Annotated in this window: 22 protein-coding genes; 8 read left to right on the forward strand and 14 right to left on the reverse strand. The window is 68.7% G+C overall.

Going from position 1 to position 20,845, the window contains the following annotated elements; genetic code table 11:
* Positions 1–43: 43 nt before the first annotated feature.
* The 9 genes from AC3WQR_RS29745 to AC3WQR_RS29785 form a co-directional block, all read right to left on the reverse strand.
* Positions 44–1,315 carry an FAD-dependent oxidoreductase gene (locus AC3WQR_RS29745; protein WP_492745568.1) on the reverse strand — a complete coding sequence of 424 codons (1,272 nt, stop codon included), beginning with the start codon at positions 1,313–1,315 and terminating at the stop codon, positions 44–46.
* Positions 1,312–1,560, reverse strand: coding sequence for a (2Fe-2S)-binding protein (locus tag AC3WQR_RS29750; RefSeq protein ID WP_492745570.1), 249 nt, complete (start codon positions 1,558–1,560; stop codon positions 1,312–1,314). Before AC3WQR_RS29750 ends, AC3WQR_RS29745 begins: the two co-directional genes overlap by 4 nt.
* Complete coding sequence (locus tag AC3WQR_RS29755) at positions 1,557–2,660, reverse strand: NAD(P)/FAD-dependent oxidoreductase (protein ID WP_492745572.1); 1,104 nt, start codon at positions 2,658–2,660, stop codon at positions 1,557–1,559. The genes AC3WQR_RS29750 and AC3WQR_RS29755 overlap by 4 nt, the downstream gene beginning before the upstream one ends.
* Before the next feature lie 11 nt (positions 2,661–2,671).
* Positions 2,672–3,607 carry a 4-hydroxyproline epimerase gene (locus AC3WQR_RS29760; protein WP_492745574.1) on the reverse strand — a complete coding sequence of 312 codons (936 nt, stop codon included), beginning with the start codon at positions 3,605–3,607 and terminating at the stop codon, positions 2,672–2,674.
* Positions 3,608–3,622: 15 nt separating this feature from the next.
* The gene (locus tag AC3WQR_RS29765; RefSeq protein WP_095948363.1) at positions 3,623–4,765 is read right to left on the reverse strand and encodes a branched-chain amino acid ABC transporter substrate-binding protein; all 1,143 of its coding nucleotides are present in this window, start codon (positions 4,763–4,765) and stop codon (positions 3,623–3,625) included.
* Positions 4,766–5,214: 449 nt separating this feature from the next.
* Positions 5,215–6,189, reverse strand: a complete 975-nt coding sequence (locus AC3WQR_RS29770) for a tripartite tricarboxylate transporter substrate-binding protein (RefSeq protein WP_492745576.1) — start codon at positions 6,187–6,189, stop codon at positions 5,215–5,217.
* 39 nt (positions 6,190–6,228) lie between these two features.
* Positions 6,229–7,434: a M20 aminoacylase family protein gene (locus AC3WQR_RS29775; protein WP_492745578.1), complete on the reverse strand. Its 1,206-nt coding sequence runs from the start codon at positions 7,432–7,434 to the stop codon at positions 6,229–6,231.
* A gap of 94 nt (positions 7,435–7,528) precedes the next feature.
* Positions 7,529–8,383 carry a pirin family protein gene (locus AC3WQR_RS29780; protein WP_492745580.1) on the reverse strand — a complete coding sequence of 285 codons (855 nt, stop codon included), beginning with the start codon at positions 8,381–8,383 and terminating at the stop codon, positions 7,529–7,531.
* Positions 8,380–8,967, reverse strand: coding sequence for an NADPH-dependent FMN reductase (locus AC3WQR_RS29785; RefSeq protein ID WP_492745583.1), 588 nt, complete (start codon positions 8,965–8,967; stop codon positions 8,380–8,382). Before AC3WQR_RS29785 ends, AC3WQR_RS29780 begins: the two co-directional genes overlap by 4 nt.
* 139 nt (positions 8,968–9,106) lie before the next feature.
* On the opposite strand from AC3WQR_RS29785, the gene AC3WQR_RS29790 reads away from it, so the two are divergent.
* From AC3WQR_RS29790 to AC3WQR_RS29800, 3 genes are read left to right on the forward strand one after another with little or no spacing between them, the layout of a single operon-like run.
* Positions 9,107–10,036: a LysR family transcriptional regulator gene (locus tag AC3WQR_RS29790; RefSeq protein ID WP_139702923.1), complete on the forward strand. Its 930-nt coding sequence runs from the start codon at positions 9,107–9,109 to the stop codon at positions 10,034–10,036.
* Between the two features lie 38 nt (positions 10,037–10,074).
* Positions 10,075–10,551, forward strand: coding sequence for an FKBP-type peptidyl-prolyl cis-trans isomerase (locus tag AC3WQR_RS29795; RefSeq protein ID WP_062473516.1), 477 nt, complete (start codon positions 10,075–10,077; stop codon positions 10,549–10,551).
* 13 nt (positions 10,552–10,564) lie between these two features.
* Positions 10,565–11,404 (forward strand): DUF6216 family protein, encoded by an 840-nt coding sequence (locus AC3WQR_RS29800; protein WP_492682045.1) that lies wholly within the window; start codon positions 10,565–10,567, stop codon positions 11,402–11,404.
* Between the two features lie 9 nt (positions 11,405–11,413).
* Here AC3WQR_RS29800 and AC3WQR_RS29805 read toward each other — a convergent pair whose 3' ends face one another.
* Complete coding sequence (locus AC3WQR_RS29805) at positions 11,414–12,988, reverse strand: CYTH and CHAD domain-containing protein (RefSeq protein WP_492745585.1); 1,575 nt, start codon at positions 12,986–12,988, stop codon at positions 11,414–11,416.
* A 165-nt stretch (positions 12,989–13,153) separates the two neighbouring features.
* Here AC3WQR_RS29805 and AC3WQR_RS29810 point away from each other — a divergent pair, with 165 nt between their 5' ends.
* Complete coding sequence (locus tag AC3WQR_RS29810) at positions 13,154–13,570, forward strand: VOC family protein (protein ID WP_492745587.1); 417 nt, start codon at positions 13,154–13,156, stop codon at positions 13,568–13,570.
* Positions 13,571–13,718: 148 nt separating this feature from the next.
* Positions 13,719–14,792 (forward strand): pirin family protein, encoded by a 1,074-nt coding sequence (locus tag AC3WQR_RS29815; RefSeq protein ID WP_492745589.1) that lies wholly within the window; start codon positions 13,719–13,721, stop codon positions 14,790–14,792.
* Between the two features lie 30 nt (positions 14,793–14,822).
* On the opposite strand, the gene AC3WQR_RS29820 is transcribed toward AC3WQR_RS29815, so the two are convergent.
* The gene (locus AC3WQR_RS29820; protein WP_492745591.1) at positions 14,823–15,113 is read right to left on the reverse strand and encodes a YciI family protein; all 291 of its coding nucleotides are present in this window, start codon (positions 15,111–15,113) and stop codon (positions 14,823–14,825) included.
* 208 nt (positions 15,114–15,321) lie between these two features.
* Between AC3WQR_RS29820 and AC3WQR_RS29825 the strand changes: the two genes are divergently transcribed.
* The 3 genes from AC3WQR_RS29825 (at position 15,322) to AC3WQR_RS29835 (ending at position 16,927) form a co-directional block, all read left to right on the forward strand.
* Positions 15,322–15,630, forward strand: a complete 309-nt coding sequence (locus tag AC3WQR_RS29825; protein WP_062473527.1) for a putative quinol monooxygenase — start codon at positions 15,322–15,324, stop codon at positions 15,628–15,630.
* Between the two features lie 94 nt (positions 15,631–15,724).
* Positions 15,725–16,315 carry a hypothetical protein gene (locus AC3WQR_RS29830; protein ID WP_492745593.1) on the forward strand — a complete coding sequence of 197 codons (591 nt, stop codon included), beginning with the start codon at positions 15,725–15,727 and terminating at the stop codon, positions 16,313–16,315.
* 15 nt (positions 16,316–16,330) lie between these two features.
* Positions 16,331–16,927, forward strand: coding sequence for a hypothetical protein (locus tag AC3WQR_RS29835; protein ID WP_492745595.1), 597 nt, complete (start codon positions 16,331–16,333; stop codon positions 16,925–16,927).
* A gap of 18 nt (positions 16,928–16,945) precedes the next feature.
* Here AC3WQR_RS29835 and AC3WQR_RS29840 read toward each other — a convergent pair whose 3' ends face one another.
* The 3 genes from AC3WQR_RS29840 to AC3WQR_RS29850 all read right to left on the reverse strand — a co-directional run bounded on the left by AC3WQR_RS29840 (position 16,946) and on the right by AC3WQR_RS29850 (position 20,827).
* Positions 16,946–17,545, reverse strand: a complete 600-nt coding sequence (locus AC3WQR_RS29840; protein ID WP_083259363.1) for a hypothetical protein — start codon at positions 17,543–17,545, stop codon at positions 16,946–16,948.
* A gap of 111 nt (positions 17,546–17,656) precedes the next feature.
* Positions 17,657–18,658 carry a type I glyceraldehyde-3-phosphate dehydrogenase gene (gene gap, locus AC3WQR_RS29845; protein ID WP_369630712.1) on the reverse strand — a complete coding sequence of 334 codons (1,002 nt, stop codon included), beginning with the start codon at positions 18,656–18,658 and terminating at the stop codon, positions 17,657–17,659.
* A gap of 63 nt (positions 18,659–18,721) precedes the next feature.
* Positions 18,722–20,827 (reverse strand): transketolase family protein, encoded by a 2,106-nt coding sequence (locus tag AC3WQR_RS29850; protein WP_492745599.1) that lies wholly within the window; start codon positions 20,825–20,827, stop codon positions 18,722–18,724.
* Between the last annotated feature and the right edge of the window lie 18 nt (positions 20,828–20,845).

A 20,845-nucleotide genomic window follows, 5' to 3' on the forward strand; every position in this document is an offset into this window, starting at 1 on the left:
GTGGGGGTGTGGATGTGCTCGTGCGTGTGCGGATGCGTGGCCGTCATTGTCGGGCGTCGCCGGGAGCTGCAAGCCCGGCCAGTGTCTCGATGCGCACTGGCACCAGCGGCGGGCGCGGCGCGGGCGGCGTCCAGCCGAACAGGAACTGCGCCGCGTCGCCGCACACGCGCCCCTGGCAGGCGCCCATGCCGCAGCGGCGGTGCAGCTTGGCGTCGGTCCAGCCGGTGCAGGCCGAAAGCGCGGCAAAGGGCACGTCCTCGCAGCGGCACACGAGCGTGTCGGGGCGGGGCAGGGCCTTGAGGTCGTCGACCAGCGCGAAGCGGCGGTGCAGCTGGGCGGCGAAGGCATCCCAGCGGGCGCGTTCGCGGTCGTGGGTGCGGGCCTTCGCGGCCTCGCCAACGGCCGCGTGACCGGCGATGGTGCCCTGCACCAGCGCACGCTCGCTGCCGCCGAAGCCGGTGCATTCACCGGCCGCGTAGATGCCCGCGACGCTCGTGGCCTGCAACGCATCGACCGCGAGCCCCGGCCCCGCGAGCGCGCAGCCGAGCAGCTGGCCCAGCTGCGTGTTGGGCGTGAGCCCGAAACCGCAGGCGATGCGATCGCAGGCCATCTCGACCTCACGATCACCTTGGCGCAGCCGCACCGATTCGACCTGCGTCGTGCCCTGCGCCGAGACCACGCGCGACGCGGTGCGGTAGTTCGCATCGGCCAGCGTGAGCGCCTGCACGGCCTTGCCGGGCCAGCGCACGAGGCTGGCGCCGAAGGCCGCGACCGAGGCGAACGACGCTTGCTCAGCGATGCGCAGCACCTGCGCGCCCGCCGCCTTGGCCGTGGCGGCGGCGGCCAGCAGCAAGGGCCCGCTGCCAGCGATGACGATGCGCTCGCCCGCGACCGGCAAGCCGGCCTTGATCAGCGCCTGCAGGCCGCCCGCGCCCGTCACACCGGGCAGCGTCCAACCGGGGAAGGGCAGCAGCAGCTCGCGGGCGCCGGTGCACAGGATGAGCTTTGTCCATCGCATGCGCGTCGCGCCCTCGGCGTCTTCGAGCAGCAGTTCATGCGAAGCAGGCGCAGCGACCACACGCGTGCCGCTGCGCACGCGCAGGTTCGCGTGGCGTGCGAGCGCCTCGCGCCACTGGCGTGCCGCCGGTGGCAGCGACGCGCCGGGGCCGTCGCGCCAGATCTGTCCGCCAGGCGCGGGGTTGTCGTCGATCACCACGACCGACGCACCGCTGGCCGCCGCCACGGCCGCGGCCATGCCCGCCGGGCCCGCGCCGACGACCAGCACATCGCACGCGTCGATCGCCACGCCGCTCATGCCGTCGTCTCCACGCGCATGCCCTCGGCGCACACGGTCTGGCACGCGAGGCGGCGCCGCCCGTCGATCTGCACGCGGCATTCCTGGCACACGCCCATGCCGCAGAACGGCGCGCGCGGCTGGCCCGTGACGGAGGTGCGCGCCGCGCCCATGCCGCCGGTGATGCGCAACGCGGCGGCGACCGAGCTGCCCGCCTTCACGCGCACGGGCTGGCCATCGATGTGCAGCAAGGTCTGAGCGCTCATGCCCGCTCCCGCAGGCCGCGCGGCGCATACGGCGCGGCGTCGAAGTCGGGCGTTGCGCCGGTCATCAGCGCCGCGAGCACGTGCGCGCTGCCCGGTGCCGTGGTCACGCCCAGCCCTTCGTGGCCGACGGCGAGCCAGAGCTTCTCGCGCCACGGGTGCCTGCCCAGCAGCGGCAGGCCGTCGGGCGAGGCGGCGCGCAGGCCGGTCCATGCGCGCACGGCGTTCAGGTCGGCGAGCCCCGGCAGGTAGTCCAGCGTGCGCTGCAGCATGCGCGCGAGCATCGGCGCCTCGACGGCCAGGTCGGTCGTGTCGAACTGGCGCGACGAGCCCACCAGCAGCTGCCCCGTGGGGCGCGGCTGCACGTTGAAGGCGACCGAGTCGCCGTCGCTGTGGTGCGCGCTGGTCACGTAGCCGAGCTCGACGAGCTGGTGGCGCACCGTGCCCGGGTAGCGGTCGGTGATGAGCAGGTGGCCCTTCTTGGGGCGGATCGGCAGCTCGGGGCACAGCGTCGTCGCCTCGATGCCGTTGGCGAGCACGACCTGCGGCGCGGTGCGGCGGCTGCCATCGGCCAGGCGCAGCGTGCCGTCGTCTTCGATGGCCTCGACCTTCGCGTGTTCGACATGCACCGACGCCGCGTGCTGCGCGAGCAGCCAGCGCGCCGCGTTCGGCGCATAGAGGATGCCGTCGCCCGGCACTTCGAGCGCGCCCGACAGGCCGGCGCGCAACGCGGGCTCGGCGCGCGCGAGTTCGGCCGCATTCAGCAGTCGGCTCTCGATGCCGAGCGCGCCCAGCCGCAGCTGCTTGCGTTCGGCTTCGGCCATTTCCTCGTCGTTCGCCGCGATCCAGAGCGTGCCGCAGGGGCTGTAGGCGCAGTCGGCGCCCAGGCGCGGCGCGAGCGCGCGCCATTGCGCGACCGAGTGGCGGCTGAGCTCGAGTTCGGCCGCGTTGTCGTCCATCACCACCAGGTGGCCCATGCCCGCGCCGGTGGCACCGCCCAGGCGCGCGTCGAGCACGCACACGCGGCGCCCGGCCTGCGCCAGCGCATGGGCACACGCCGCGCCGACGATGCCGGCGCCGATGACGATGACGTCCGCGTCCATGCGCCCCGGTGTCAGAGGCGGATGCCCCAGCCGAAGGGGTCTTCGTCGTCGATGAGCAATGTGGCTTCGGCACTGATGTGCGCGCGGCCACGCAGCGTGGGAATGACCTGGTCGCCGTCCATCGCGTAGCTCGCCTCGAAGACGCTGCCGATCACGCTGGCCTGCCGCCACACCGCGCCCGGCGCGAGCTTGCCGTCGGCCGCGAGGCAGGCGATCTTGGCGCTGGTGCCGGTGCCGCAGGGCGAGCGGTCGTAGGCGTTGCCGGGGCACAGAACGAAGTTGCGGCTGTCGGCGCCTTCGTCATCGTTCGAGAAGAGTTCGATGTGGTCGATCTCCGCACCGTTCGCGCCCGTGATGCCCTGCGCCGCCAGCGCCTTGCGCAAGGCGGCCGTGTAGTCGGTCAGCGCCGCGAGGTTGTCGCTCGCCACGCGCTGGCCGTGCTCGCTCACGAGGAAGAACCAGTTGCCGCCCCACGCCACATCGCCGCGCACCGTGCCGTTGCCCGGCAGGTCGACCGCCACCTGGTGCAGGTGCCGGTACGCGGGCACGTTGCGCACGCTCACCGAGCCGTCTTCGTGCAGCGTGGTCGTGACCGTGCCCACGGGCGTCTCGATGCGGTGCTCGCCCACGCCGATGCGGCCCATGTGCGCCAGGCTCGCGACCAGCCCGATGGTGCCGTGGCCGCACATGCCCAGGTAGCCGGCGTTATTGAAGAAGACCACGCCGGCCGCCGCATCGGGCGACACCGGCTCGCACAGCAGCGCGCCGACCACGACATCGCTGCCGCGCGGCTCGAGCACGGCGGCGGCGCGCCACTTGTCATGCTGATCGGCCAGCAGCGTGCGGCGCTCAGCCATGGAGCCCCTTCCCAGATCGGGAAAGCCGCCGATCACAAGGCGCGTGGGCTCGCCGCCCGTGTGCGAGTCGATGACCTGGATGCGTTGCATGGGTGTGGGGCTCACTCAGTAACTGGCGATCGGCACGGGGGCCGCGTTCTTGAACGTGAAGACGGTGATGGGCGCCTGCTTCATGTTGCCCTTGTCGTCGTAGGCATAGGTCGCGGCCACGCCCTTGTAGGTGGCCTTGTAGAGCTCGGCGCCGACCTTGTCGGGGTCGATGGCGTTGGCCTTCTTCATCGACTCGCCGATGAACAGCACCTGGTCGTAGTACGAGGCGGCGTACGCATCGGGATCGACGTTGAAGCGCTTCTTGAACTTCTCCTTGAAGGCCGGGCCGCTTTGCGCCTTCTCGAGCATGGAGCCGCCCTGCGCGCAGAACACCAGGTCGTTCACCGCGTCGCCGCCGATCTTGCCGGTGGCCGGGCTGCACACCGTGTCGCCGCCCAGCAGCTTGCCGGGCACGGCCAGCTGCTTCATCTGGCGCGCCATGGGCGCGGCCTGCGGCGCATAGCCGCCGAAGAAGATCGCCTCGGGCGCCTTGCCCTTCATGTTGGTCAGGATGGCGGTGAAGTCGACGGCCTTGTCGGTGGTGAACTCCTGGCCGACGATGGTGAGGCCCTGCTTCTTCGCCTCCTTGGTGAACTCTTCGGCGAGGCCCTGGCCGAAGGCCGTGCGGTCGTCGATCACGCCGACCTTCTTCACCTTCAGTTCCTTGGCCGCGTACACGGCCATGGCACCGCCGATCTGGTTGTCGCTGGCAATGATGCGGTACAGGTTCTTGTAGCCGCCCTGCGTGACCTTCGGATTGGTGCCCACGGTGGACACCAGCGTGCCGCCGTCGCTGTAGATGCGCGAGGCCGGAATGGCCACGCCCGAGCAGTACGGGCCCATGACGAACTTGACGCCGTCGTCGACGAACTTCTGCGCCACGCTGACGCCGGTCTTGGCGTCGCACTGGTCGTCTTCGGAGACCAGCTCGAACTTCAGCGTCTTGCCGCCGACGCTGAGCTTCTTCGCGTTGAGCTCCTCGATGGCCAGGCGGATGCCGTTTTCATTGTCCTTGCCCGCGAAGGCGTTGGGACCCGACAGCGGACCGCTGTGGCCGATCTTGACCACTTGCTCCTGGGCCTGCGCGGGGCTGGCCACGGCCAGGGCGACCAGGCCCGCGAGACTGAGTGAGGAAACCATGCCTGCTTGTGACTTCATGCTTCTTCCTAGGGTTGGGAACAATGAAAAACGACAGGGTCCGAGTGCATGGGAGACCTGTCTCAGTTTAAATATATTAAGCACATATCTCGTGGATATCTGTGGGGCAAGCGCTCTTTCGGTCGCTGGGGTTCTGTGATATCTGTGAACGAACGGGCCGTTCGGGGCGCGATCACGCCGACGGGGTGCCTTGCTCCGCGAATGTCCTCCGGCCTGCGGCCTCCCCCTTGATTTCGCTGCGCAAGGCACCCCATCGACGTGATCGGGTCAGTGCGGTGGTTGATCAGCGGAGAACCAGCAGCGTGCCCCGTGCCCGGGACACTGGGTGCTTCCCGCAGCGAAATCAAGGAGGAGGGGCGAAGCCCCGGGGGACATTCGCGGAGGGAAGTACCCGGTGGCCCGGGCACGCGCCCCGAACAGGAGCACCCACCCGGACAACAACAAGAAGGTCAGTCGACCTTCGCCCCCGAAGCCTTCACCACAGCCCCCATCGCATCCCAGTCCGCACGCAGCAGCTTCTGGAAAGCTTCGGCACTCTGGCTGCGCGGCTCCACGCCCAGGCGCTTGAAGCGCTCCTGGATCGCCGGATCGGCCAGCACCTTGTTGGCCGCCGCGTTGATGCGCTCGACCTCGGCCTTCGGCGTGCCCGCCGGCGCCAGCAGGCCGATCCACGAATCGAAGGCGTAGCCCGGCAACCCGCTCTCGCCCACCGTCGGCAGCTTCGGCAGGAAGGGGCTGCGCGACTGGCCCGTGGAGGCCAGCAGCTTCACGCGCGCGTCGTCCTGGAAACCCATCACGCCGATGCTCGACGAGATGACCGCCTGCACGCGGCCCGCGAGCACCTCGTTCACGGCCTCGCCGGTCGACTTGGTCGGGATGTGCGTCATCTGCAGGCCGGCCTTCGCGAGGAACGACGCCATCGCCAGGTGCGTGGCGCTGCCGTTGCCGGCCGAGGCGTAGTTGTACTTGCCGGGGTTGGCCTTGACCTCCTTGATGAAGTCGGCCGTGCTCGCCACGTTCATGCCGCTGGCCACCGCCAGCACATAGCCCGCGTTGCCCACGTTGGCCACGCCGACGAAGTCCTTCAGCGGGTCGTAGGGCAGCTTGCTGTACAGGAAGCCCGCGATGTTGTGGCTGGCCGCCGCCAGCACCAGCGTGTTGCCGTCGGCCGGCGCCTTGGCCACCACCGCCGCGCCCACCGTGCCGCCCGCGCCCGCGCGGTTCTCGACGATGGCGCTGCCGCCGAGCGCAACGCCCAGCTCGTTGTTGAAGGCGCGCGCCACCGTGTCCTGCACGGCGCCCGTGCCGAAGGGCACGATGATGTGGATCACGCGCTGCTGCGCGTGCGCGGCGCCAAGGCCGCCCAGGGCCACGGCGGCTGCAAGCGCAGCCAGCGAACGTCGGGTGAACAGGGGAAAAGTCATCGAGGTGGCCGCTTTCATCGTCAACAAAAAAGTTGTTTTTCAGGTGCCCGACGGCAGCCAGCGCTGCACCAGCTTCACGAAGTAGCTCGCACCGATCGGGATGATCTCGTCGTTGAAGTCGAACGAGGTGTTGTGGATGATGCAAGGGCCGGGCCCGTGGCCGTCCAGCCGGTGGTCGCCGTCGCCATTGCCCAGGAAGGCGTAGCAACCGGGCCGTGCGAGCAGCATGTGGGCAAAGTCTTCGGCGCCCATCACGGCGGGGAAGTTGGCGGTGACCATGTCGTCGCCCACCACCTCGCGCATCACGCCGGCGGCAAAGCGCGCCTCGGCCGGATGGTTCACGGTCGGCGGCGAGGAGCGGTTGAAGTACACCTCGGCCGTGCAGCCATGCGCCGCCGCCACGCCGGCCGCCACTTCGCGCAGCCGCGCCTCCAGCTTGTCGATGGCCTCGATGGAAAAGGTGCGGATCGTGCCGCCCACCGTCGCCACATCGGGAATCACGTTCGGCGCATCCGAGCCCTGCAGCTGCGTGACCGCCAGCAGGGCGCGCTCGGTGCTGGGAATGGTGCGCGCCACGATGGTCTGCAGCTGCTGCGCCAGCGTGACCACCGCGGCCACCGGATCGATACCGGTGTGCGGCATCGAGGCGTGCGTGCCGCGCCCGCGCACGGTGATCTTGTAGGTGTTGCTCGATGCCATCAACGCGCCTTCGTTGAGCGCGAAGCGGCCCACGTCGCCGACGGGAAAGTTGTGCAGCCCGAAGACCGCGTCGCACGGAAAGCGCTCGAACAGGCCCTCGTCGATCATCTTCTTGGCGCCCGCCTTGCCCATCTCCTCGGCGGGCTGGAAGATGAAATGCACGGTGCCGTCGAAATCATCGGGCCCTTGTTGCGACAGGTGCCAGGCGGCGGCCAGCAGCATCGTCGTGTGGCCGTCGTGGCCGCAGGCGTGCATGCGGCCGGGGTTCGTCGACTTGTGGGCGAACTCGTTGGCTTCGTGCAGCGGCAGCGCGTCCATGTCGGCGCGCAGGCCGATGGTGCGACTGCCCGTGCCCTTGCGCAGCACGCCGACGAGGCCCGTGCCCGCGATGCCGCGGTGCACCTCGATGCCCCATTCAGTGAGCAGGCTCGCGACCTTCTCGGAGGTGCGGTGCTCCTCGAAACCGAGTTCGGGGTGCGCGTGAATGTCGCGCCGGATGTCGATGAAACGGGTGGCGTGGGCGGCGAAGGCGTCGACGAGATTCATGGCGGGCGGCTGCGGGATCGTTCGCGAAAAACAGAAGCGAACGATTCTGGCGCAGCCGCTCGCGCGGCGCATGCTGGCTTACGCGTGGTTCAGGCTAGCCGAGCCGGCCTTGTGCGCGCAGTGTGGCGCCGATGCGGCGGATCTCGGCCTCGCCCCGGTCGAGCGCCGCGCGGCTCGTGTGCACCGAGTAGTGGCCCATCACCAGCTCGTGCGGATGCGGCACCGCCGAACCGAGCACGAAGGCCGTGTCGCCCTGCGCCACGACGTCGATGGCCGCGCCGGACTCCTCGAACACCGCGAGCTCGCCCGTGCCGATGGGGCCGCCGGTGCCGTCACCCGCATCGAGCCGGCCCGCATTCACCGCGACCCAGCCCACCGTGTGGCCGGCGGGCGGCGTGTAGCGCCAACGTTCGCCGTCCTTCAACCGCACGGCCAGGTAGTTCATCGGCGAGGGCGCCGGAATGGGGCTCTGCGCCGCGCCGTAGCGCCCGAGCAGCACGCGCGCCGGGCCCTCCTGCGGCACCTGCGAGGGCGCGAGGTAAATGCTCTGCGCGGGCGCGTTTTCTTCAGCGGCCGGCAGCGCCACCCAGAGCTGGAAGCCCTGCACGCGCGTCACGCCCGGCGCCGGTGCGCCCGTGTGCCACACGCCGTTGCCGGCGCGCATCCACTCGACGCCGCCGCCGCGCAGCACGCCCTGTTCGCCGGTCGTGTCCTCGTACAGCGTGTCGCCTTCGATCAGCCACGTCAGCGTGGCGATGCCCGAGTGCGGGTGCAGGCCGAAGCCCTTGTGGCCGCCGTCGACATCGAAGCCGAACAGGTCGAGGAACACGAAGGGCTTGAGGTACTCGCCCAGGTCGCCCGGGCTCATGAGCCGCGTGATCGGCCCGTGCTTCGCGCCGCGCGTGCGGTAAACGATGGCGCGGGTGTCGGTGGCAACCACTGCGTTCATACGGCCTCCCTGGCGGTCTTCAGTGCGCGGGTCCACCACGCCATGTCGTCGAGCAGGCCCGTGGCCGACTGCGCCAGGTGCGGGAAGTCGTCGAAGGACTTGCCCTGCTGCCAGATGCCGAGGAACTCGACCATGCCGATGTGCACCGCGTGGCGCACCGGCGCCATCTGCATCTCGACCGCGACCAGCCGCAGCTGCTCCACCGCCCGCGCCGCGCCCACGCCGCCGTAGCCCACGAAGCCGATCGGCTTGCGGATGAACTCCTTGTAGGCCCAGTCGATCGCGTTCTTCAGCACCGCGCTCGGGCCGTGGTTGTACTCGGGCGTGACGATGATCAGCCCGTCGAACGTGGCCAGCTTGGCCTGCCAGCGCTGCGCGGCCTCGTTCTTCACCGGGCCCCAGGCGGGTGCGCCGGCTTCGTTGAAGAAGGGCAGCGGATGGTCGCGCAGGTCGACCAGCTCGAAGGCCAGGTCGGTGCGCTGCTTCGCGATCTCGTGGATCCAGTGCGCGGGCTTCTCGCCGAAGCGGCCTTCGCGGGTCGAGCCGATGACGATGCCGATGCGGGGTTGTTGTTGTGCGCTCATGGGGTGCGTGCTCCTGAATGAAATGGGGGTGGTCGAAGGCCGCAAGGCCATGGACCCAAGGTTAGGCACGCACGCATTGATCGACTAGACGGTAGAGTCGGATTGCACTCGTCCATCAATAGAAGGAATAGACCCCGCCATGCTCGACCTCAACGACATCGCCGTCTTCGTGCAGGTGGTGCGCCACGGCAGCTTCGCCGAGGCCGGCCGCCGGCTGGGCCTGCCGCCCAACACCGTGAGCCGGCGCATCCAGCAGCTGGAGGCGCAGCTCGGCACCCGGCTGCTGCAGCGCTCGACCCGCAAGCTCACGCTCACCGGCGCCGGACAGGCCTTTCACGAACAGTGCGCCGAGGCGGTCGACGGGCTGGTCGAGGCCGGGCAGGCGCTCATCACCGGCAGCCAGGAACCCAGCGGCCGCGTGCGCGTGGCGGCCACGGCCGATTTCTTCGACTTCTTCCCCATGGCCTGGGTGGCCGACTTCCTGGCCACGTACCCGCTGGTGCGCGTCGAGTTCGTGCTCAGCGACGCCAAGGCCGACCTGATCGCCGAGCAGATCGACATCGCCTTCCGCGGCGGCGCGCTGGCCGACTCGGGGTACGTCGCCCGCCAGCTGCTCGGCCCGCGCACCGACGGCCTCGTCGCCAGCCCCGCCTACCTGGCCGCGCGCGGCACGCCCGCCACGCTGCCTGAGCTGGCCGACCACGACTGCGTGACCCCCGCCCACCCGAGCGGCCGCACCACCTGGCGCCTGACCGGGCCCGGCGGCAAGGAGGAAGAAGTGCAGGTCGGCGGCCGCTTCAGCGGCAACACCGCGCAGGCGCTGCGCAAGGCCGCCATCGCCGGCCTGGGCATCGCGCTGCTGCCGCCGGCCATGGGGCGGCTCGACGTGGAGGCCGGGCGGCTGGTGCCGGTGCTGCCGCAGTACCAGCGCACCGGGCACGGGCTCAGCGTGGTCTACCCGAGCCGCAAGCACCTGCCGCGGGCGGTGTCGGCGTTCATCGGGATGGTGACGCAGAAGTTGCGGGAGGAGGAGGCGTTGCCGGATGTGTGGCGGGCGCGGATGACCTGACTTCGGACGCGGATCGATTTCCACAGAAAATGCCCGCCATGAAAATCGAAAAAGACACCGTCGTCACCCTCAAGTACAAAGTCGCCGACGCCCAGGGCAAGCTCATCGAAGCCAGCCCCGAGCCGATGGCCTACCTGCATGGCGGTTACGAGAACACCTTGCCCAAGATCGAGCAGGCGCTCGACGGCCAGGAAAAGGGCTACCAGACCACGCTGAACCTCGCCCCCGAAGACGCCTTCGGCCTGCGTGACGAAGCACTGGTGCGCACCATCCCCAAGACCGAGTTCCCACCCGGCGTGAAGGTGGGCGGCCAGCTGCAGGGCCGGCTCGACGACGGCACCGAGCACGTCTTCACCGTGACCAAGATCAAGGGCCCGGTCGTGCTGCTCGACGGCAACCACCCCTGGGCCGGCAAGGCGCTGAAGTTCAGCCTGCAGGTGACGGACGTGCGCGCGGCGCTGCCGGTGGAGATCGAGCACCGGCATGTGCATGGGGCGCACGGGCACCATCACTGAGCCTTGTTGAGCGATGGATTTCGCCACGGTCTCCGAGATTTCCAGTTTCTTCAGCATCGCTGCTCCGATCCTGATCGGCGCAGCGTTCGTCTGGGTCATTTGGCGCACAGAGTCCCGCCATGTACTGATTCGCCGGCTTTGGCAGTTGGTGCATGGCAAACAGGAAATCACGGATCCAGAAGTCCGTGCGTTCGTCGACGAGCAGACAAGCCTGGTTTCTTTCCGCCTGTTCGCCGGTATTCCTGTGGCCAGCCTGACGGAAGCCCATCAGCTCATTCAGTGGGCGAAGCACAACGACGTGCAGATGAGGACACTTCGGCATTGCGGCGAACTCTTTGACGCTGAACTTCGGCAAGTCAAGGAACACAAGCTGCCAGGACGCGCAAGCCAAGCCGCGCGGCTGGCAGGCTTCGTTGCTGCGGTTGCGGTGTTTGCCTTGAGCGTGGCGAGCCTGCCCACGGATCGCGCGCTTCTTTCTCTCAAGGCAACTGGGCGGCTGTTTCTGGCGACTGCGACGGAGATCACGGCGGCATGGCCACTGCAAACAGCCTCGCTAAGGGCTTCGGACTGCACCAACATTGCAGGTGACATCGGGGCCCGCACCTCGTTTTCCGAGGTCGAGGTGAAAGCGCTGTGCGGCGTCTTGAAGGACGCCGGCTTTCCCGCGTTTGTAAAGAGTACGGTGAAGGAGCAGCGGTGGTCGGCCGTGCTCTTGTGCCTGTTTGCAGCTTGGCTCGCATGGCTCGCCCTCTTTGCCTGGGGAGCAGGTGTAGCCGCCAAGAAGCTGGCAGACCGGCGGATCGATCCGGCTTTGCCAGGCTCGCAACAACTGGCGCTTGCCCTTGACGATTGAGCACAACCGCTAGGATTTCTTCCAGAACCTCGGCGCCTCGCTAATTCTCTCCAGCGCCTCGCAGCACGCCGTCGCCCCCGCCGCGCGGCGCGCGCTGAACCAGCCGACCGCGAACCACGCACGCGGGTCGCGCGCCGCGACCTCGCGGTACAGCGCGAGCGCCACGGCCTCGTCATTGAACTCGCCCAGCGCGTCCTGCGCGGGGCGCAGGGCCTTCAGGTAGCGCTCGGCCGCGTCCTTCTTCTTGCCGCCTTCCGCCTCGGCGAACAACGGCGCCACGAACTCCGCCAGGTAGCGCAGGCGCTTGAGCCGTTTGCGCGCGCGGTGCTGGTGTTCGGTGGCGAGCGATTCGAAACGCCGGCCATCGCGCGCGGCCTGTTTGTGCAGGCGCTGGAGCCGCTCGCGCAGCAGCTGAAGGGCCTCGTCAGCGGCGAGTGGTGCCGGGCCCGTCGACTCGGGTGCGGCGGCAGTGAAGCCGATCAGCGACACCAGCACGTCCTGGAACGCGGCGGCGCGCACGATGTCGCCGGGTGTCGGTGCCGGCGCGGCAGCGACACTGTCGGCATCACCCGCCAGCGGATCGACCTCCGGCGCCCCCGCTTCACGCAGCCGCGGCTGCGCGAGCTTCACGACCTGTTCACGGTCGCGCAGTTCGCCGAGCGCGCGGAAGGCGTCGACCAGCGGCGGCTCCCAGCCGGCGGCGTCGAAGCGGCTCGTGTCGGCGTCGAGCCCCGCCAGTTCGCGCAGCGCGGTGCGCAGGCGGCGGATGCCGATGCGCAGTTGGTGGATCTGTTCTTCGTCGGTGCTGCCCGCGGCGATCTCGCTGGCGTTGGGCAGCATCTGGTCAAGGCACGACGCGACCACGGCCTGCTGGAGGGCGCGGCCGTCTCGGCTGTGAGCGGAAAAGCGCGGCGCTTCGGCCTTCACGGCGGGCACCGTCTCCTGTTCGGCCAGCAGGCGCATGCCGCGCTCGGCCTTCGAGACGGTGCTGAACCACAGGCCGTGCTGCTGCGACCAGCGCCGCGCGAGCGCCACGAGCCCCTGCACGTCGCCGCTCTTGAGTTCGAGCTCCAGCTCGCACACGGGCGAGGCGCGCTGCGCGGGCGTGCCCGCGTGCGCGACGACCTTGCCGACGTCGAGTGCCATCTCGACCACGGCGCCGGCCGGGCCGCTCACGCGCAGGTCGCGCGTGAGCCGCACGATGTCGGTTGACTGGCGTTCGACCAGCGGCACCGCGCCGCCGTCGGCCGCTTGCAGCAGGCGGGCCAGCCGCTCGCCGACGGGCGTGCCGGCATGGCGGGCGGGGTCGATGGCGGGCGCGGCGGCGCCGGTGCCCAGGTCGACGTTGTGCTCGAGCCGGTGCAGCGCGTTGTCGCCGGCGGCCTTGACGGTCTGCACCCAGCGCCGGCCCTCCTTGCGCAGCCGCAGCACCATGCCATCGGCGACGAGGCGCTGGTCGGCGGTGTCGAAATAACGGGCCTGGAGGCGCGTGCGTACGACGGTGCCGCGCCGCAATGCGGCTTCGACGGCCTTCAGGCGGCCGGCGGGAATGCAGAACTTGAACTCGATTTCCATGGTGTTCATGATGCCCGCTCTTTTTTCCCCTCAACGAGGTGGTGCCGGCCGATTTCCGGTGCGCCGAAAAATCATGTGGACACCGTCCATTTTCTTTGATATCTTTTGTGGACGGCGTACACAAAGACGCCGACACACACCCGATCCACCCTTCATCGATACAGGAAAGACACCATGGCCACCAAGCAGATCTTCGTGAACCTCCCCGTCCGGAACCTCGACAAGAGCAAGGCTTTCTTCGGCGCGCTGGGCTACACCTTCAACCCGCAGTTCACCGACGCCAACGCCGCCTGCATGGTCATCCACGAAGGCAGCATCCACGCGATGCTGCTGATGGAGGACTACTTCAAGACCTTCACGAGCCAGGGCATCACGGACACCCGCAAGGAGAACGAGGTGCTGGTGTGCCTGTCGTGCGAGAGCCGCGCCGAGGTCGACGAGCTGGTCGCCAAGGCGGTGGCCGCCGGCGGCACGACGCCGCGCGAGCCGAAAGACTACGGCTTCATGTACGGCCACGGCTTCCAGGACCTGGACGGCCACATCTGGGAACTGGTCTACATGGACCCGAACGCCGAGATGCCCTCGCAGTGACCGCGGGGGCCGGACGATGCCCATCGTTCCATATGCGCTCTTGATCGTTGCGCGGAAGGCACCTACCGAAAGGCGGCGGCGCCCCGATATTCCTGGTTCCGGCACGGCCCGCATGGCGGCCGTGCCTGCCTCACCAAGGAATACCGACATGTCCGACAGCAACGACAACAACAGCGCGTCTCCCATCGTCCAGGTCCAGCCGCTCGGCTTCCCGTGGCAGACGCTCGACCCCTTCCTGTTCTGCGTCTACCACGACGACGCGTACCCGAAGGGCAACGGCCGCATGGGCCCCGAGGCCTCGCTGGCCGGCCGCCAGATCGGCCAGGACTTCAGCCGCAAGGACGGCTGGAGCATGTACCACGGCGAGACGGTGCCGGGCTTTCCCTCGCACCCGCACCGCGGCTTCGAGACGGTGACCATCGTGCGCAAGGGCCTGGTCGACCATTCCGACTCGCTGGGCGCCACCGCGCGCTTCGGCGGCGGCGACGTGCAGTGGCTCACGGCCGGCAAGGGCATCGTCCATTCGGAGATGTTCCCGCTGCTGGACGCCGGCGCGCCCAATCCGCTGGAGCTGTTCCAGATCTGGCTCAACCTGCCGGCGAAAAACAAGATGGCCGAGCCGCACTTCACGATGTTCTGGTCGGAGGCGATTCCGCGCTTCGCCTCGGACGATGCGCAGGGCGGCCGCACCGAGGTGGCGGTGATCGCCGGGCGCTTCGGCGGCGATGACGCGCAGGCCCAGGCGGCCATCGACCCGCTCGCGCCGCCGCCCGATTCGTGGGCCGCGCAGGCGGGCGCCGACCTGGCGATCTGGACGCTGCGCATGACGCCCGGCGCGCGCTGGACGCTGCCGCCCGCCGCCGGCGAGGGCACGCGGCGCATGCTGTATTTCTTCAAGGGCGCCACCGCGCAGGTGGCGGGCCGGCGCGTGGACGGACCGGCGGCCATCGAGCTGCGCGCCGACGCGGCCGTGGAACTGTGCAACGGCCCCGAGGGCGAGGGCGAGTTCCTGCTGCTGCAGGGCCGCCCGATCGGCGAGCCGGTGGCGCAGTACGGCCCCTTCGTGATGAACACGCAGGCCGAGATCGCGCAGACGATGGCCGACTACCGCCGCACGCAGTTCGGCGGCTGGCCCTGGGCCGACCCGGCGCCGGTGCATGGCGCCGAGGCCGCGCGCTTTGCGCGGCACCCCGACGGGCGCGAGGAAATGCCGGGGGCCTGATCTACATCGGCTGCCGGGGCTGCGCGGTTCTCAGTAGCCGCGCAGCACCTCGACGCTCAGCGCGGTCATGCTCGGGATGAACTCGATCACGTCGGTGCGCGCGACGCCGCCCTGCACGAAGGGGTCGCGCGCCAGCACCGCCTCGAGCCCCTCGCGGTCGCCCGAGCGCGCGAGGATCACGCCGCCCTTGCGCGGCACCTGGCGCCCCGAGGCCACGAACAGGCCGCTGGCGTAGTGCTTCTTGAGCCAGGTGACATGCGCATCCATCAGCACGTCGAGTTCCTCGAGCGGACGGATGTAGGTCAGGGTGACGATGAACATGGCAAAGGCAGGTCGATGCGGAAGATGACCCGATCCTATGACCTCGGCGCGACAGCGGCGGGGCGAGAGTGTGTCTACCCGGTAACTGTCGCATGCGGCATGTGCATGCGGGCCTTGTCGCCCACCGGACCTGCGCAGCGCCGTGCGATCTCGTAGATTCGGTCGTTGCATTTCTCAGTTCATGTCACTTCACCGGAGACCCTGTTCCATGATCCAAGTCGTTGCCGTCATCACCGCCAAGCCCGGCCAGCGCGCCCTTCTGCTCGAAGCCTTCAAGGCCAACCGCGCCGCCGTGCTCGCCGAAGAGGGCTGCATCGAATACGCGGCCACGATCGACGCGCAGGGCATTCCGCCGTCCAAGGCCAGCTTCGGGCCCGACACCTTCGTGGTGATCGAGAAGTGGGCCTCGCTGCCGGCCCTGCAGGCGCACGCGGTCGCGCCGCACATGGCGGCCTTCAGCGCCCAGACCAGGGAGCTCACCGAGAGCAAGCGCATCCACGTGCTCGAACCCATCTGACCCGGCTGCGCCGCCGTAGCCTTCGCGCGCGGCGCGATGCCTGCTACCCTCGCGCCGGGGAGAAGAAGACATCTCGGACGAGGGGGTTCAAGACATGGCGATCGTCTCCAGACCGCAGGGCGTGCGCTGGCGCACTGGCGCGCTCCTGCTGGCGGCACTGGCCACGGGCTGCGCACAGCTCGGCGCGCCGCCCTATGCCGCCGACTACGAGGCGCTCGACCGGCTCGAGGCGCACAACCCCGGCAAGGTCGCGGTGGCCAAGGTGCAACCCACCGACCCCAACGACAAGATCAACACCCTGGGCCTGCGCCGCGCCAGGCTGGTGTCGCCCAGCGGCACCTTCGCCCAGTACCTCGAAGACGCGCTGATGCGCGACCTGGGCGAGATCTCCGTCTACGACCCCAAGGCGCCGACGCGCATCGCGGCGCGCATCCTCGTCAACGAGCTCGACCTGGGCGTGATCAACGGCTCGGGCCGCATGGACGTCGAAGTCACCGTCACGCGCAACGCCGCGCAGACGCTGCGCAAGACCTACCGCGGCGAGATCGCCTTCGATTCGAGCTACGCCAACATCGTGGCCGTGCCCGCCGGACAGGCCGCGTACCCGCGGCTGGTGCGGGCGCTGCTGCGGCAGGTGTATGCCGATCCGCAATTCGTTGCGGCCATTGCGCCGCCTGCGCAGTAAGGCCGGGAACGCACCATGACGCTTCTTTCTTCCCTGACGCCCCGGCTGGCCGCCATGCTGGCAACCGCCGTGCTGCTGGCGGGCTGCGCCCACCCGATCACAATGATCACCGAGACCGCACCGCCGCGGTCGACCGCCCACCTCATTCCCAAGAAGGTGGCCTACGTGATGACCGACGCGCAACGCGACCTGCAGGTGACCACCGCCGGCGGCAGCGGCGACCGCGTGAGCTACTACCCGTACCGCGACCTCGAGAAATCGATCCGCGACGCGCTGCGTGCGGTCTACCGCAACGTGGTCGTGCTGCGCACCGCCGGCGATGCCAAGGCCAACGAGGCGGCGGGCGTGTCGCTGGTGTTCACGCCGCAGATCAAGACCGATTCGAGCTCGTCCTCATGGATCACCTGGCCGCCCACCGCCTTCACGGCCGAGGTGGCCTGCGTGGTGACCGACACCGCGGGCACCGAAGTCACGCGCGTGCGCGCGGTCGGCAACGGCACGGCGGAGTTCGGCGAGTTCAACGGCGACTACGGCCTGGCCGCACGGCGCGCGGCCACACGAATGACGGCGCAGCTCAGCAGCGAGATACGGCGCAACGAGAAGCTGCGCTGAGCGGCCTGCAGACGGAGGTCAGTCCAGACGCTGGTTGATCACACGCGCCACGAAGTTTTCAAGCGAGACCCGGATTGCCTTTTCAGTGGCTTTCCCAAGGGCCTCTGCACCCACGGGGCATTGGCCATCGAGCGACTCCTGGCCAAAGCCGCGCACCGTGGTCGTCGCGAGTTCCCGTCCATCGGCGGAAACTGCCGTGGTCTTGATGGAGATCTCAACGCTCGCATCCGCGGTGGGAACGAAGAAGCCCGGCTGGAACCGCAGGCGCGGGTTGAAGTCATCGAGGGCAAAGGTGTAGAGCACGCCATCGCGGCCCGCTTCCGAGGCTGTCGAAATCGGCACCACCGATGAGTGCGCCCCCGAGACCGTACGCACGATGGACGTCTTGATGGCTGGGCCCAGTGCCACCGGGAAGTTGTGCGGACCGCAGATGTGGCCCGGCTTGACGGTTTTCTCGAGCGTCGCCAGATCGCTCGACACGGCGACATACGCCTTGCTCGACTGGACCCGGTCACGGCGGACCTCGTAAGCCGCCGACGTGCTCCCGACTTCCGCCCGGTGAGCGCAGCCCACGATCAACAGGGCACCCGCGCAGATACCAGCCAGTCTTGCAATCACGTGCTTCTCCTCGTAATGAATTGTTATTTGATTCTAGGAGGCACAGCAGTGCACCTCGCGCAGCCAATAAAAAACGCGCCCTCGGGCGCGTTTCTTTTGGCGTCTGGCGTCTTACTTCGACACGACCTTCACCATCTCCAGGCACTTGTTCGAGTAGCCCCATTCGTTGTCGTACCAGCTCACGAGCTTCACGAAAGTGCCGTCCAGCGCAATGCCGGCTTCGGCGTCGAAGATCGAGGTGCGCGGGTCGCCGCGGAAGTCGGTGGCGACGACCTTGTCTTCGGTGTAGCCCAGCACGCCCTTCAGTGCGCCTTCGCTCTGTGCCTTCATTTCAGCGCAGATCTCGGCGTAGGTGGCGTCCTTGACGAGTTCGACGGTCAGGTCGACCACCGACACGTCGGAGGTCGGCACGCGGAAGCTCATGCCGGTGAGCTTCTTGTTGAGCTCGGGGATCACCACGCCCACGGCCTTGGCAGCGCCGGTGCTCGAGGGAATGATGTTTTCCAGGATGCCGCGGCCGCCGCGCCAGTCCTTGTTGCTCGGGCCGTCCACGGTCTTCTGCGTGGCGGTGGCGGCGTGCACGGTGGTCATCAGGCCGCGCTTGATGCCCCACTTGTCGTTCAGCACCTTGGCCAGCGGGGCCAGGCAGTTGGTGGTGCAGCTGGCGTTGCTGATGATGGCTTCGCCGGCGTACTTCTTGTCGTTCACGCCGTAGACGAACATGGGGGTGTCGTCCTTCGAGGGGGCCGACAGGATCACCTTCTTGGCGCCTGCGTCGATGTGCTTCTGCGCGGTTTCCTTGGTGAGGAAGAGGCCGGTCGACTCGAGCACGATGTCGGCGCCGACTTCGTTCCACTTGAGCTGCGACGGGTCGCGCTCTTGCGTCAGGCGGATCTTCTTGCCGTTGACGATCAGCGTGTTGCCTTCGACCGTGACTTCACCCTTGAAGCGGCCATGCACCGAGTCGTACTGGAGCATGTAGGCCAGGTAGTCGGGCTCGAGCAAGTCGTTGATGGCAACGATTTCGATGTCGTTCTTGAAGTTCTGCACGGCTGCGCGCAGCACGTTGCGACCGATGCGGCCGAAGCCGTTGATACCGAGTTTGATAGCCATCTGACTTGCTCCTAAGGTTGAAAAACTTTTGATCGGACGGGAAGAGGACGAACCGCGCGACGCTCAGTCGCGCAGGGCCGCTTCCACGGTGGCGGCCACGTTCTCCGCCGTGAAACCGAAGTGCTTGAACAGCACGGGCGCGGGGGCCGACTCGCCGTAGCTGTCGATGCCGACCACGGCCGCGCAGCCGTACTTCCACCAGCCGTCGGTGCAGCCCATTTCGACCGCGACGCGCGGGATCTTCTTGGGCAGCACGGCCTTCTTGTAGGCCAGGTCCTGGCGGTCGAAGGTGGTGGTCGAGGGCATCGACACCACGCGCACGGCGATCTTCTTGTCGGCCAGCAGCTTCTGGGCGGCCAGCGCGAGCTGCACTTCAGAGCCGGTGGCGATGATGACCGCGGCCGTCTTCTTGTTCTTGAGGCCGACGTTCTCGGGCTCGGACAGCACGTAGGCGCCGCGGCTGATGTCGCCCAGGTCGCTCTTGGCGGCGTAGGCGATGTTCTGGCGGCTCAGCAGCAGCGCGGTCGGGCGCGACTGGTTCTGCAGCGCCACGGCCCAGGCCACGGCGGTTTCGGCCGTGTCGCCCGGACGCCAGACGTCCAGGTTCGGGATGAGGCGCAGCGAGGCGGCGTGCTCGATCGACTGGTGCGTCGGGCCGTCTTCACCCAGGCCGATGGAGTCGTGCGTGAACACGTGCACCACGCGGCGCTTCATGAGCGCGGCCATGCGGATGGCGTTGCGGCTGTAGTCGCTGAAGGTGAGGAAGGTGCCGCCGTAGGGGATGTAGCCGCCGTGCAGCGCCACGCCGTTCATGATGGCGGCCATGCCGAATTCGCGCACGCCGTAGTTGATGTGGCGGCCGATCTCGCCGTGCGGCGGCTCGACGGCATCGCCTTGTGCGGCTTCGTCTTCGCCGCCCTGGGGCACCACCGGTGCGGGGGGCGCGTTCAGCACGACGGCGCCGGTCTTGGCGTCGAAGCGCAGCGCGACGGTGCTCTTGGTGTTGGTGAGGTTGGAGCCCGTGAGGTCGGCGCTGCCGCCGAGCATTTCGGGCAGCGCGGCCGTGAAGGCCTCAAGCGCGAGCTGGCTGGCCTTGCGGCTGGCCACGGTTTCGCCCTTGGTGTGGGCGGCGACCACGGTGTCGAACGCGACCTGGTGGAAGTTCTTGGGCAGCTCGCCTTTCATGCGGCGCGTGAACTCGGCGGCGAGTTCGGGGTACGCGGCCGTGTAGGCGGCGAAGGTGTCGTTCCAGGCGGCTTCGGTCTTGGCGCCTTCGGCCTTGTGGTCCCAGTCGGCATACACCTCGGCCGGGATTTCGAAGGCGGGGTAGGGCCAGCCGATGGCTTCGCGCGTGAGCTTGATTTCTTCGGCGCCCAGCGCCTCGCCGTGCGCCTTGGCGGTGCCGGCGCGGTTCGGGCTGCCCTTGCCGATGGTGGTCTTGCAGACGATCAGCGTGGGCTTGGTGGCTTCCTTCTTGGCCTTGGCGATGGCCTTGGCCACTTCCTTGGCGTCGTTGCCGTCGATCGGGCCGACGACGTTCCAGCCGTAGCCCTTGAAGCGCTCTTCGGTGTTGTCGATGAACCAGGGCTTGACCTGGCCGTCGATGCTGATGCCGTTGTCGTCGTACAGGGCGATCAGCTTGTTCAGGTGCCAGGCGCCGGCGAGGGCGCAGGCTTCGTGGCTGATGCCTTCCATCATGCAACCGTCGCCCAGGAAGGCGTAGGTGTGGTGGTCGACGATGGCCAGGTCCTTGCGGTTGAACTCGGCGGCCAGCAGCTTCTCGGCCAGCGCGAAGCCCACGGCATTGGTGATGCCCTGACCCAGCGGGCCGGTGGTGGTCTCGACGCCGGGGGTGACGTCGACTTCGGGGTGGCCGGCGGTCTTGCTGTGCAGCTGGCGGAAGTTCTTGATCTCGGCCAGGGGCAGGTCGTAGCCCGTGAGGTGCAGCACCGCGTAGATCAGCATCGAGGCGTGGCCGTTGGACAGCACGAAGCGGTCGCGGTCGAACCAGTGCGGGTTGGCGGGGTTGTAGCGCAGGTGCTCGCCCCACAGGGCGACGGCCATGTCGGCCATGCCCATCGGTGCGCCCGGATGTCCGGAATTGGCTTGTTGAACGGCATCCATTGCCAGCGCGCGGATCGCGTTGGCCATCAGGGCTTGGTTTGCCATGGGCAGTGGGCTTTCGGG

Source organism: Variovorax sp. FW305-3-2-15-B-LB1 (assembly GCF_058787635.1).